Raw genomic sequence first — 15017 nt, 5'->3', positions numbered from 1 at the left:
AATTATGTAAAAAAACAGATTTTTAACAAAATTTTTACGCAATCGGTTGCGCTTTTTAAATTATTGACTATATTTACATTATTAGAGCCTTTTTTTACAAGGTATCACAAAATTTAAGGTTCATTTTATGATATTGATAATATTATAACAATCGAACTTTATAATTCTATTGAGAATAAAAGGCTAGTTTTCTTATAAATTAATTAAAATTAAAAAAAATGTTAAAAGCTCTTAGACTAATTGGTGTGTTTCTCACTGTTATTGCTGCTTTTTCTGTAGTTGGCTGTAATGACGATGACACTTTTGAACAAGTTTCAATAGTTTCTGTTTCACCTAATGAGATATTTCCTGGTGATGAAGTGACTTTAGAAGGTGAAAACTTTAATGAAGTTTTGTTTGTTTTCTTAAATAATGATCAGGTTTCTTATCAACTAAATGGCAATATTATTTCATTTTTAACCCCAACTAATGGTGGTGTTGGTGAAAGAACAGTAACACTTGTTATGCCTGATGGTTATATAGTAACAACCGAAATTACCATTGTTCCAAGACCATTCCCTATAATAGAAGCTGTTTCTACTAATGCTGCACAAGAAGGCGAACAAGTAACCCTAAGAGGTACATCTCTAGATAACGTTGAATCCGTAACTATTGGAGAGGTTGAAGCAAGCGTTGTTTCTTCAACAGCTACCGAACTTGTAATTACTGTGCCTGCTGGAGTTCCAGAAAACGTGGCTAGTACAATATTAGTAGTTACTAATGGTGGTGAAGCTACCGCACCTGGTAACTTCTATGTAGGTCAAAATTTAGTCTTAAACGGTGGATTTGAATTAGGTGATGGAGATGATTTCACTAATTGGAGTAAGTTTAATGGCGCAGATTTAATGACTGCAACTACAGCCAGTGGCGAAGCGTACTTTGATAGATCACTTCGTGCTGTAGGCTTTGGTGGTGACGCATGGAGAACACAATTAGCTAGTGATCCTGCTGCAATGCAGGTAGGTGTTGAATATACATTATCTATGTTAATTAAAGCAGAAGCAGGATCTCCAGGTGATGGAGGAAACATAAGATTCTCAACAAACCCAGATGCCCTTTACAGTGGTAATTACGATATTACTAGTGAATGGCAGCAAATTGAATGGGTATTTACTGCAAATGCAGATCCGGCAAGAGTTGTTTTAGATTTAGGCGTGGTTGAAAATGCGGTTTACTTCATCGATAACGTAACTCTAATTGCTACTGGTTCAGGTACACCGCCACCGCCACCAATAAATATAAATGGAAGTTTTGAAGAGTCTGATTTAGGTGTCGCTGACAATATAAACGGTTGGGGAGGTTTAAATGGCGCAAATGCTAGTGGTGAGGTTACAGATGAAGAGAGCCACGATGGAGACAAGAGTGTTAAAATGACAATTAATGCAATTGGCTCAAACCCTTGGGATATTCAACCTACCTCTAATATGACTGTGGTAGATGGTGAAACATATAATTTAAGCGTTTGGTTTAAAGGCACAGGAATATCTAATATGAAGATAGCCATAGATCAAGGAGGTGATCCTGGTTGGGCAGAATGGGGAAATCCAGAACAATCATTCCAAGATAATGCATGGACTGAAGTAAACTATGATTTTACAGCAGACACAACAAACAGTAATGATGGTAATGCAAGATTTGCTATTAGTATGAGTTATGATGGAAATGTGGGTGGTGTTATATACATTGATGATTTAGTTGTTAGACTTGTACAATAAGCAAACTTTATTATAATTAATAGCTAGTTAAAAAACCGCCTGTCTCTGACAAGCGGTTTTTTGTGTATATTATTATCTTTAAGATAAGATAACCATAATGAAAAATAGACTCTTATTATTATTTACAATTTTACTGTTTTCAATTTTTAGTTGTAACGATTCCAAGGTTAAAAAGAAAAAAGCATCAGATTCTAAAACTTTATTTACTTTAATTCAAGACACGCACTCAGGCATAAATTTTACAAATTCAGTAAAACAAGATATAAACTTCAATTATCTAGAGTACGTCTATGCCTTTAATGGTGGTGGTGTAGCCATTGGTGATATTAATAATGATGGTTTAGAAGATATCTATTTTACATCAAATCAAAACTCCAATAAATTATATTTAAACGAAGGAGATTTTAAGTTTACAGACATAACAAAAAGTGCTGGTGTAGAAGATGCTGACGGTTGGACGACTGGTGTAACTATGGTAGATATAAATAATGATGGTTGGCTTGATATTTATGTATGTAAATCTGCTTCCTTAACAAATGAGGAATTAAGAAGAAACAAACTTTTTGTAAACCAAAAAAATGGAACTTTTAAAGACGAAGCTAAACTTTGGGGATTAGATGAAAATGGCTTTTCTGTACAATCTTACTTTTTTGACTATGACAAAGATGGTGATTTAGATATGTATTTGGTAAATCATCGTCCCGATTTTGAGGAAAGCAATAAAATTGAGATCAAGTCTGAAAGGATGCATTACAAACAATTATCTGATCATTTGTTTAGAAATGATGGTAATAAATTTAAAGATGTAACTCTTAAGGCTAAAGTACTTAATAAAGATTGGGGTTTAAGTGCTTCAATTGGTGATTTTAACAATGATGGTTGGTTAGATATTTATGTAGCTAATGATTTTATTAGTCCAGATTACTTATACATAAATAATAAAGACGGAACGTTTTCAAATGAAATAAACACGCGCTTAAAGCATATTTCTGTTAATAGTATGGGTTCTGACTATGCTGATATCAATAACGATTTTTTACCAGATCTTACTGTGTTAGATATGTTAGCAGAAGATCATAGACGAGGAAAAGAAAACATGGCCTCAATGAACACTCAAGGTTTTTGGGAAATGGTAGAATCAGGTTATCATTATTCATATATGGCAAATATGCTTCAATTAAATAACGGTAATGGTACATTTAGTGATATTGGTCAATTAGCAGGTATTTCTAAGACAGATTGGAGCTGGGCACCATTAATTGCTGATTTTGATAATGATGGTTACAAAGATATTTTTGTTTCTAACGGCATAGAAAGAGAACTTGGCAATCAAGACTATAAAAAGGAAGCTATTCGTCAACAAAAAGAAAAAGGTGCTATGACAGTCAATGAAATGATGAGCATTATGCCTTCTGAAAAAATTTCAAATTACATTTTTAAAAACAATGGAGATTTTACCTTTAAAAACCTAACCGAATCTTGGGGCTTAGATATAAAAATAAATACAAACGGTGTTGCTTATGCTGATCTTGATAATGATGGAGACCTAGATTTGGTAATGAACAACATGGAGGATAAAGCAACTATTTATAGAAACAATTCAACCAACAATTATATTAACTTAAAGCTTATTGGAGATAGTACAAATGTAAATGCAATTGGAGCTAGAGTTAAAATTTATTCCCAAGATAAAACTCAATATCTAGAATTATATCCATCTAGAGGTTATCAGTCTTCTATGGGATACCAACTGAATTTTGGTTTAGGTGATGAAGAAATTATCGATCGTATTGAAGTAATTTGGGGAGATAATTCTGTTTTAGCAATGCAAGATGTTGAAGTCAACCAAACACTCGTATTCAATAAAGAAATCTTTAAATTCGATGGTGAAATGCCTGTTAATGTACCTCAAAACTGGATACAAATTAACCCAAAGGATATTGGGATTACCTACAAGCATGAAGAAAATGAGTTTAATGATTTTGCGCTACAAACGTTATTACCTCAAAAACAATCGCAAAAAGGACCTGCTATATCGGTTGCTGATATTAATGGAGATGGTTTAGACGATTTTTATGTCGGAGGCGCATTAAATCAGGCTGCTGAAATGTACATTCAAACTCAAGATGGTAGTTTTGAGAAAAGCAATGAAAGTCTGCTTCTAAAAGAGCGTAAATATGAAGATATAACATCTCTATTTTTTGACGCAGACGAGGATGGAGATTTAGATTTATACGTTGGAAGTGGTGGCTATGAACTTGGTGAAAACAATCCATTACTTCAAGATAGAATTTATTTAAATAATGGTAACGGAAAATTCACCAAGTCTAATGTTCTGCCAAAAATTTTAGGTGCTACAAAAGCTGTATCAGCCTATGATGTTGATAGTGATGGCGATTTAGATTTAGTTGTAGGAGGTCATGTAATTCCTGGTAAATATCCACTTTCATCAAAAACTTATATTCTTAAAAACGAAAAAGGCAATTATATAGATGCTACCAAAGAACTGGCACCAGAATTTAGTGAAATAGGAATAGTAAATGATATCCTTTTTACCGATTATGATGGTGATGGAGATAAAGATTTAGCAATTGTTGGAGAGTGGTTTCCGATTACTTTTTTTAATAACAACAATGGAATATTTAAAAAAGAAACCAAACTACCTTTAGAAAACACTGAAGGCTGGTGGAACACCATAAAAGAAGTTGATTTAGACAAAGATGGAAAGATGGATTACCTAGTGGGAAATTTAGGTGACAACAACAAATACCAACCGACAGAAGAAAAACCGCTACATATATATTCAACTAATTTTGATAAGGATGAGAAATATGATATGATTTTAAGTAAGTATTACAAGGGTAATCTTGTACCTGTAAGAGGTAAGGAATGTTCTACTGAGCAAAATCCTTTTGTAAGCGAAAAAATAAAAAGCTATAAAGAGTTCGCAAATTCAACACTATCTGATATTTATGGTGAAGAGAACTTAAATAGTGCATATCATAAAAAAGCAACCGAATTTAGTAGTATTTGTCTAAAAAATAATGGCAATGGAAGTTTCGAAATAATAGAACTTCCTACCACAGCCCAATTTGGACCAACAATGGCTTTTGAGGTTACTGATGCAAACAAAGATGGACATTTAGATGTTATAGGTGTAGGTAATATTTATGAAGCCGAAGTTGAAACTATTCGTTATGATGCTAATACAGGGTATATCCTTTTAGGAGATTCTAACGGTAATTTTAAATCTCAAAGAGATAATAGTTTTTTTACAACTGGTAATGTAAAAGACATGAAAAAGATAAGTATAGCTGGACAAGACCATTACATTATTGTCAATAACGATGGAGTTTTGACTATTTTCAAAAGAAAGCAGATTTAGCTTTTACAATAAAAAAACTATTCAATAATTTCTAATAAACTATGCGCAAACCATAACATTGGTGCTTGTCCATGGAAGTCACCTGTAACTTTTGGTCTATTTAGGTAGTATTCTTCATCTTTACTTTGCCCTGTTCCGACACATACTTGCGACACCTTACCTTCTTTGTCTATATAATTTGTAAGGGCATTCCAGGCCTTTTCATAAGCCTCTTTATATCGCTTTTCTGGTAATAATCTTTTTTTCACTCCTACAGATATTGCAAACCCAAACATGGCTGTTGAAGAGGTTTCCTTAAAGGATTTATTATTATCAATCAATTGATGCCACATGCCATCATTACTTTGATAATGCAATAAACTTTTCATCATTTTTTTATAGCCAGAAAGCAAAGAATTATAATGTACATTCTCTTTAGGTAAGACTGATAATAACTCTGCCAATCCTGCAGCAACCCAACCATTTCCCCTTCCCCAAAAGAAAGGTGCATCAGGACCATGAAAAAAAAGACCATTAGGTTGTTGTAGTTTTTTAATATAAGAGTCTATTTCCAATGCGGCACGTTCCAGGTATTTCATATTTCCTGTTGCTCTATAAGCCTGAACCTGCAAACAACCAATCATATAAATATCATCAATCCAATATCTGGTCTGGGATGTTAAACCATTAGGCAAAGGATTCTCCCATTGACCATCAGCGAATCTTAAACCTTGTTCTAAATATTTTTCATTATTAGTTTGAATGTAAAGCTCTAAAGGTAATATCCCGTAGACATTAGCATCTACATGATTAGAGGTGTTTATAATTTTATCATTAAGAGGCTCTCTGTATCGTTCTATTAATTTATTGATGGTTTCATTATCTTTTAGGAAAGCCGCTAATTTTGTTGCACCATAAGCAGCACAAATCTCTGCATAATGTAATGCTTGTACCTCTTCTGTTTGATACATCATAAAATCTGACCGAGATAATAAATCATCGGTAACCAACTCACCTAATACTTTTACCGAATTAACTTTAACTATAGCATCTTCTCTCTTTTGATTTTGGCATGCATAAAATAAGCATATTACTACAACGATGAATACTTGTCTCTTTGAAATGAAATGCTTTCTAAATATCCTTAACTTGTTTACAGTACGCATGAAAATTTATATGTTAATTTTTAAAAGAAAGTTTATGCAGGTTTAATTTTTGAATTTCCTTTCCTTCAACAATTTTAATTGTTTGGTTTACTGCTACATTTTTAAATATGGACGTTTGTTTAGTGTGAAGAGGCCATTTAACTTCCAATTGTTTTATGACAGTAGCTTGACTTAAACCTATTTCAGCCATTAAGCTATTACCACCAAAACTTGCTCCTGAGTCCACAGTATTGTAGATTTTTCTTTCCTTATTATTTTCTTCAATGGTAATAATAATCTTAGCTCCTATGGCAGAACGATTGCTTTTCCTACCCTCTAAAACAATGTTAATCCAATTGTTTTTATTACCTACTGGATTTTCAAAAAGTAAATTTCTGAATACATCGCCTTCTACTGCGCCACCCATTACCGCATAAATATCTTGGTCGCCATCCATATCCATATCGCCAAAACCTATAGCATGTCCCTTTTGAATGTGCCCAAAACCACCACTATAGGTAACGTCTTCAAAATAGTTTCCATTTGAATTACGATACATTTTATTGGGCACAATAGAGAAAAAATCGGGATCACCAGTCGCTAAGTAAAAGTCTAGATAACCATCATTATCTAAGTCTCCAAAATTACATCCCATAGTTGCAGCAGGCTCTTTTAAGTTTGTAGACAGGGAAACTTCTGTAAATGTATTATTACCATTATTTTTATATAATAAGGGTCTGTATTCAGAAGTATTACTTCTTATATTTCTTAATAGCATTTCGGAGGGTAAGACTTCGGATGAAGAGTAACCAGAAACAAAAATATCTTCTAAGCCATCATTATTATAATCAAAAAACCAAGTTGGAAAACTTAATTTAGGTTCTGAAACACCAGCATTTTCCACTATTTCAAAAGTAGGTTTACCAAATTCTTTTGTTTTATTTAAGTAAAGCGTATTTGGGCCATCATAATTAGATAGATAAAAATCAGGATATAGATCGTTATTTACATCACCACTGGCTATACCTTTAAAAAAGCCTGAAACGGTAACTCCTGCCTCTTTTGCAATATTTGTAAAAGTACCATCAGTATTATTCAAAAACAATTCACAATAACTCTGCTTAGCTTCAGACCATTCATTTGCTATAAAAAGATCTAGCCAACCATCTAGGTTAATATCTGCCCATACAGCTGTTTGTGTTGGATTTAAAGAATATATCCCTGAATCTACCGTAACATCTGTAAAAGTCCCGTCACCATTGTTCCTCATTAAGGAATTGGGAATACTTCCATAAACTGAGAGCCATGCTCCTCTTAAAATAATGAAATCTAAATTTCCATCATTGTTATAATCAGCGTGCCTAAGATTTAAACCTCCTGTTACACCTTCTAGTCCTGCATCCTTTGTTTTGTCTATAAAACCACCTTGTCTATCATTCTCAAAATACCTGATTTGATCGTTAAAACCCCAAGATGAAGCAATAATATCTAGGTAACCATCACTATTAAAATCATCAACGCAAGTACCGCCAGATTTCAAGTTAACGGCTACACCAAGTTCCATAGCTATGTCTTTAAATTGTGTTATTTTTTCTGAGTTAACGAAATGTGATTCAGGAATTCTAAACTTTTTGGGTACTCCGTTAGGATACTGTCCTAAAGTCATATGCGCAATGTTTAGTAAATATTGACATTCTAGATCATTAGGATTCAATCTTAAAAGTTCATTAAGTAACTTAATGGATTGCTGCGCCCCTTCTTTAATTACATGTTGCGCTTTTGGACTGATAGGAATAATGCACGAATCTTCATTGTGATTAGCCATACAATTATCTTGTTCTGCTTTTCGCATATATGCAATTGACAATTGTTTTTTGAGGTAATACACTAATTCATTTTTCGACTGTACATTTTGAGTTTCGACAGCTTGTAAGAGTTCATTGAAAATTTCAATGGATTTTTCGGTTTTTCCTGCATTCAATAATTCTAAACCGTAAGAAAATAATAAATTTAGCCGTTTATTTCCCTGAACCATTTGGAGTCGCTGTTCCATTTTGGCAACTTTGGCATTATTAAAAATATATGGTACAGTTTCTACATTAATTTCTGCTACTCTTTTTTGAATATCTAGAATCATATTCTGAGTTGCATTATTATCAACTACAAGACTATCAGTATTTGAGTTATCATCAATATTTCTGTTTTTTTTAGAATCATCACAACTTAATAGTATTATGCTTAACACTATTAAAATTTTTGAAATTCTAATTTTTGAAAATACAGACATATGTAAAGGTTGACTTAATCTGGACTTATTCCTTTCAAACCATTTGTAAATCCTATATAGGCTTGTTTTCTATCAAAATTATTGTCAAACAGTAAAGGCCAATCGGTACCGTTATCATACAACCAACTGTCTATGTCTCTTAGTCCCCAAACTGTAACTCCGAATTGTTGAGAAGATGGAACAATTGTTTTGTAATAATAGGCAGCTCTTTGATATTGGTCTGACTGTGCCTGAGCTCTCTCTGATGTGAATTCAGTAATATCATCATTATAATTTACTTTCACATCTATTTCTGAAATATGCACTAATAGACCTGTATCTGAAACTTGTTGTATTGCAGTTTGTAATTCTGAAGGAGATGGCCAATTATGGTTTAAGTGCATTTGCATTCCAACACCATCAATGGGTACACCATTAGCAATAAAATTATTGACCATTGATAGTATTTCGTTTCGCTTGTTAGGGTCTCCTGCAATATTATAATCATTGTAAAACAACTTAACATTAGCATCACCTTGTCTTGCCCATTGGTGGCATTTTGCAACGTAATCCTCGCCTATTCTTTGTCTAAAAACGGCATTCATAGCTTCGCTAGTAAGTGCCTCGTTAACCACATCCCAACTTTCAACAATTGGATTTCCGTTATCATCTTCAAATTCAGCAAAATGGGCTACTGTGTTAATAATGTAATTTTTTACCTGATCTTCAAATTCTTGATCGGTACCCGAAAAACTTTCCAGCCAATTTGGTATGGAATATTCTGGGTGCCATAATAAAGTATGACCATGAATGCGCATACCATGTTCTTGAGCATAAGCCACAAGGTCGTCTCCATCACTCCAATCATATGTATCTGGTGCAGGAAACATGTTATACATTTTCATTTCATTTCCGAAAGTGAGGCTGTTAAATTCATTATTCATCACTTCTCTGTAGTTTATCATACTATTTGTATTAGACGCTATTTGCTCATAAGACAAAGCAACTCCTATTGGAAAACTCACGTGCTCTTTTAAATACTCTACTGGTTCTTGCCCTCCATTATTTCCTCCTGAAGGACCACCAACATTAACACCAGAATCATCACTACTGCTGCAACTAACTATGAATATTATGATAAGTGTTTTTAAGAAGTTTTTGATTTTCATTTGTTTAATTTTATTTACTCAGAATCTAGGTATTATTTTTAAAAGCTTAGTTTGGAATTGCGTCATTAGCCGAAGTCGCATATAGACCCAACAAACAACCCGTAAAACCACCTGCTATATCGGTAGAAAGTATATCTCCGGATACTGTAATACCAAGTTTTTTCAGTTCGGTATTTCCTACTGCGTATTTAAATTCATATTTATCACCATTAGCAGAAATTTCAAGCTTAACATCATCATCCAGTTCTATTTTAGAGCTTGCAATTACTTCTGAAATTACGTCTCCCTGTCTTCCTGGCCATTTATTTTTTTGAAGTACTATATAAAAATTGTTTCCTTTTTTGGTTACTCCAAACACATAGTTGGATCCTTCATTTTGCAATGCCACTACACCTGCTAAGTCTTCTTCTGATTCTGGACGATAAGATAATGTTGTTGAAAAAGTAAAACTGTTGTGTTGCTGTCTATGAAATAGTGTTGACGTAGGTTTTCTTTCTTTTATATTCACATCAAAAGGCTTGATTTTTAAACCCTCTTTAATTTTAGATATAAAAGCTTCTCGTGGTCCTCTTAAACCAATCCAACGGTAATCGAGCTTATCCGAAGAAAAATCTTCTTGAAATGTAAAATTACCGTTTGGAAAAAAGTCATCACTTCTCATCTTATTTGAAACACCTACTGGCAGCTTTAATTTTGGTTTCATAGGAATCAACCCATTTTCAAAAACAGGAAATTCTCCAGACCAATCTACTGGTAAGATAAAAGTCTCTCGACCAGTATTAACACGGTTTTCTTCATTTGGTCGTACTGCCAAAAACACTCCATAGTACTGATCACCATCAAATTGCACTAAATCTGCATGACCAGCCCAATCTACTTTATTCTGTCTGTCTTTTGCAAAATAACGTTGGGTAAGTATAGGATTACTCGGTGCAGGCACAAAAGGTCCCGTAGGTTTATCACTCTTAAATATAACTTCACTGTGCCATCCACCTGTTCCACCTTCTGCACACATTAAGTAGTAAAATCCATCCTTTTTGTAAAGATGTGGTGCTTCAATCCAAATAGGTTTTTCATTGATATCAACTCCACCATTTACAACGATTTTATCTGTACCTGGTATAACATCATCCTTTTCCAAATCATACTCCCAAACTTTTATAACTCGGTGCCCGCTATACAATTCTTTACCTTCGTCTGGTGCATCATTATGTACTACATATGCTTTACCATCATCATCAAAAAATATCGAAGGATCGATACCACTAAAATTCAGTTTATATGGTTCGCTCCAACCCTTCATTGGGTCTTTCGTTTTAACAACCATATTTCCTACTCCATAGACTACAGTGGTAATCATATAGAACGTATCGTTATTTGGGTTATAAGTGATGCCTGGTGCATAAACACCATGACTAATTCCAACTTTACTGACATCCAATTGGGAAGGTCTGTCTAAAACATGTCCTATTTGTGACCAATTAACCAAATCTTTTGAATGGAAAATAGGGACACCAGGAAACATTGCAAATGAAGAACAGACCATATAATAGTCATCCCCTTTTTTAGTTATGGCAGGATCTGGATAACACCCTTGTAAAATAGGATTATAGAATTCATTTTCTGATAAAGGATTGTTCTTATATATATCATCGTTACCTGTATAAACAACATTCTTGAAAATCGGTTGGCTTGAGGGCTTTGTGAGCTTACTTAATGAATCATTATGTACACTTGTAAATGATGATATGACCAAAGGTATAGTTGTTAAAAGAAATACACTTAGTATAACCTTTAGTGCTTTTGAAGGTTTATTTTTCAACATTTTAAATCTAATTTTTTTAAAGCGAGTAATTATGGATTCTTAAACAAAAAAGACCTTGCTCTTCAAACAAAAACAAGGTCTATATGAGATATTCAATATGTTAGTAAATTATATTCTAAAGTCCATCTGCAAAGCCTCGATGTGCAATTTTGAACTCAAAGTTTTCATTATAAAGTAATGGCCACTCAGTTCCTCCATCATATCTCCAGCTATCTTGGTCTCTTACGCCCCAAACGGTAATACCATATTGCTGTCCTGAAGGAACAATAGAACTATACTCTGAAGACACATGGTTATATAATGCCTCTTGTTCTTGAGCACGCTCAACAGTTAAACTAGTAATATCATCATTAGGATTTACACCTATATCTAATTCTGAAACGTGAACTAATAAACCAGAGCCTGCAACATCTGTAATAGCTTGAGTAATTTCTTGCTGAGATGGCCAAGCTATACTAAAATGCATCTGCATGCCAATACCATCTATTGGTATTCCACTGTTTTGGAATGTATTTGCCATAGATAATATTGAATTTCGTTTATTGGTCTGTCCTGCTATATTATAATCGTTGTAGAAAAGTTTTACATTGGGATCTGCCTCTCTAGCCCATTGAAATACTCTTTCAATATAATCTGACCCCATTCTTTGAGTAAATAAAGTAGATCTAACATCTCCGTTATCATCAAAATACTCATTAACTACATCCCAAGCTGCCACGATTGAATTTCCATTTGCATCAACTTCTATGGCAAAATGTTCTACAGTAGCCTTTACATAGTCTTCAATTAAAGCTTCAAATTCTTGATCAGTTCCGGCAAAATTTTCAAGCCAGTCCGGAATAGCATATTCTGGGTGCCAAATCAATACATGCCCATGCACACGCATTCCATTTGCCTTGGCATAAGCTACAATGGCATCACCATCGCTAAAATCATAATTACCTGGTCCTGTAAAAATGTTGGCCATTTTCATATCATTCTCTGCAGTAATACTGTTGTAATCACTATTTAGTAGAGATCTAAATTCATCTTCAGAATTAGATGCTAACCGTGAAGCTGAAACAATATTACCAATAGGAAAACTAGCAAGGTCTTGTAGATTATCCGAAGGATTATATAATAAAGGATCACCAGAAACAACACCATCATCATCAGAACCACCTGATGGCCCACCAACAATTACTCCACTGTCGCTGTCAGAGCTACATCCAACGGAAATTAGACAAACAATAATTAATCTTAAAAAAATCTTTTTCATTTTATCAATTTTTATTTAAATATTATACTCTTTTTTTAACTTCTCTTAAACTTAGAAATAAGTTATATTATAAACTTAAATCATTGATTAAACAATAAATTAACTAAAAAAAAAAGTTAATTCCAAGATTTATGCAATCGGTTTCGTAAATATTTTATTTTTCTCTAAATTTCTATTATTTACCAACAACCTAGAAGGTAGTTTTTGGCAAAATAATTACTCTATAATTATTTGAAATGGTGAAGCAGGCAAACCTTCCTTATTGTATAAATTTGGATTATCTGGATTATCAGCCCAGGCATATTTAACATACTTGGGTTTCGTTACAGTATCACTCCAAACCTCCACTTTATTATCCACTATTTTTGCATTTGCCCAAACATATTCACCATCTTCACCTGCAATTGCAAACTCACTGAGTGCCTCTTCGTCATCTGTAATAAGGCCGCTTCCAATATTTGAAAAGGATATAATAATTTTATTTTTATTTACAATATAACTCTGATATAACGGACCTGAATAAACTATATCTTCATTATATGCTAACTTTTGCGCTGCCAAAGCCATACGCTCACCCACATCTTTCTTGTTATCTGGGTGAATATCATTCCACTCACCTAATTCAATATTAACTGTCATAGCAGTATTTGGCACCGTTAAAGACTTCAATTGAGACTCGCGTAACTTTGCCCAACCACTTTCTGTAGGTAGATAATCTACATCTCCAAAATTTGGAAGTTGAGCGTATATAAAAGGTAATTCTTCAATATTGAATCTTGCTCGCCAATCCTTAATTAATGCCGGTAACAATTCAGCATACTCTTCTGGTCTCCCAGCGTTACTCTCGCCTTGATACCATAGAACACCTGTTATAGGATATTCCGTATAAGGCGCTACCATCGCATTGTAAAGTGCCGTTGGTTCGTTTTGAGGATTAATTCTTCGTGGACCTGCAAAACTGTTTCTATCTCGAGGAGGAAACACTTCACCTACTTTATATTCCCAATACCCTTTTAAATCTATTGTATCTTTTTCAGTAAAAATCTTATACGGTTTGTCAGGTACAAAACCACCTTTTCCACCATAATTTGTCACTCGGATAACAAACACATTTTTACCTTCTTTTAAAATATCCTTAGGCACATTGTAGCGTCGTTGTGGATACTGGTACGTTGTTTGAGCTATCTTTTTCCCATTAATATAGAGTTCGTCCGCATCTACAATTCTGCCTAGAAATACCTCAGCTTCCTCACCTATCATAGATTGAGGTAACTGAATTTCTCTTCGGTACCAAACTACTCCATTTAAATCTCTCACACCTTGATCTTCCCAATATCCCGGAATGTTTATTCTACGCCAATTTTTGGGTTCAAAATCTGATGAATACCAAGGGGTTTCACAGATGAGACCTTTATCTTTAGGAAGAGAAGAACTGTTGGTATTATTGTGATTACCACTTAAACTATTAACATAACTTGTATCCTTGTTTCGTTCAATGACTTCTAAAAATTTAGGAAAGCTTTTATAACCATCCTCACTTATCCAAGCCTCAATAGGTGTTCCGCCAACACTCGCATTTATCAACCCTATAGGAACATTATATTTTTTATATAATTTTTTTGCAAAGAAATAGGCTACTGCAGAAAATGGTCTTACTTCTTCACCTATGGCTTTTTGCCATTCGCCACCATTTAAATCTTTAATTGGACCACTTAAGTCTGTATTCGTAGGAATTTTGAAATGTCTTATTTCAGGATAATTGGCATTTTTAATTTCATCTGCATAAGTAACATCATGAATATCTAGTTGATGTACCATGTTAGATTGACCAGAGCATAACCAAACATCACCTATAAGCACATCATTCAAAACGATTTCATTAGTTCCTGAAACCTTTAAAGTAAAAGGACCTCCTGCTTTCATTTTTGGTAACTCCACACTCCAACTACCATCGCGAGATGTTTTTGTCGTTTTAGACTTTCCGTTAAATTTAACCTTTACTTTTTCACCAGGTGAAGCCCAGCCCCAAACCTTAATATTGGTATGTCTTTGCAAAACCATGCCATCTTGAAAAATAGTAGGAAGCTTAACTTGCCCGAAAGAAGAAAAAATTACAAACAAACAAAAGGCTACCAGTAAAATCCTTTTATGGTGTGATATTTTTATTAACTTTTCCTTCATATAATCTTTTTGTTTTTGGCTTCAGATTCTACATTAAACAGTTAATAATTAATGT

8 protein-coding genes are annotated in these 15017 nt (G+C 33.7%); 2 read left to right on the top strand and 6 right to left on the bottom strand.

Translation table 11 applies throughout. The features are described 5' to 3' along the window. The first annotated feature begins 218 nt into the window (after positions 1–218). Entirely contained in the window at positions 219–1754 is a 1536-nt protein-coding gene (locus tag V1468_RS12550; RefSeq protein ID WP_331810571.1) for a carbohydrate binding domain-containing protein, read from the top strand. Positions 1755–1851: 97 nt separating this feature from the next. Next, complete coding sequence (locus V1468_RS12545; protein ID WP_331810570.1) at positions 1852–5139, top strand: VCBS repeat-containing protein; 3288 nt, start codon at positions 1852–1854, stop codon at positions 5137–5139. Between the two features lie 17 nt (positions 5140–5156). On the opposite strand, the gene V1468_RS12540 is transcribed toward V1468_RS12545, so the two are convergent. The 6 genes from V1468_RS12540 to V1468_RS12515 form a co-directional block, all read right to left on the bottom strand. After that, positions 5157–6284 (bottom strand): glycoside hydrolase family 88/105 protein, encoded by a 1128-nt coding sequence (locus tag V1468_RS12540; RefSeq protein ID WP_331810569.1) that lies wholly within the window; start codon positions 6282–6284, stop codon positions 5157–5159. Positions 6285–6297: 13 nt separating this feature from the next. Beyond that, complete coding sequence (locus tag V1468_RS12535) at positions 6298–8550, bottom strand: CRTAC1 family protein (RefSeq protein ID WP_331810568.1); 2253 nt, start codon at positions 8548–8550, stop codon at positions 6298–6300. Positions 8551–8564: 14 nt separating this feature from the next. Beyond that, complete coding sequence (locus tag V1468_RS12530) at positions 8565–9698, bottom strand: endo-1,4-beta-xylanase (protein WP_331810567.1); 1134 nt, start codon at positions 9696–9698, stop codon at positions 8565–8567. Positions 9699–9744: 46 nt separating this feature from the next. Then, positions 9745–11523 (bottom strand): glycoside hydrolase family 43 protein, encoded by a 1779-nt coding sequence (locus V1468_RS12525; RefSeq protein WP_331810566.1) that lies wholly within the window; start codon positions 11521–11523, stop codon positions 9745–9747. Between the two features lie 115 nt (positions 11524–11638). Next, positions 11639–12781: an endo-1,4-beta-xylanase gene (locus V1468_RS12520; RefSeq protein ID WP_331810565.1), complete on the bottom strand. Its 1143-nt coding sequence runs from the start codon at positions 12779–12781 to the stop codon at positions 11639–11641. 216 nt (positions 12782–12997) lie between these two features. After that, a complete protein-coding gene (locus tag V1468_RS12515) occupies positions 12998–14962 on the bottom strand; it encodes a sialate O-acetylesterase (RefSeq protein WP_331810564.1) in 1965 nt (654 codons plus the stop codon). Positions 14963–15017: the final 55 nt, after the last annotated feature.

The organism is Winogradskyella poriferorum (genome assembly GCF_036553625.1).
Taxonomy (GTDB): domain Bacteria; phylum Bacteroidota; class Bacteroidia; order Flavobacteriales; family Flavobacteriaceae; genus Winogradskyella; species Winogradskyella poriferorum.
The sequence above is the reverse complement of the archived record's forward strand: the minus strand, read 5'-3'. Positions and strand labels throughout refer to the sequence as shown.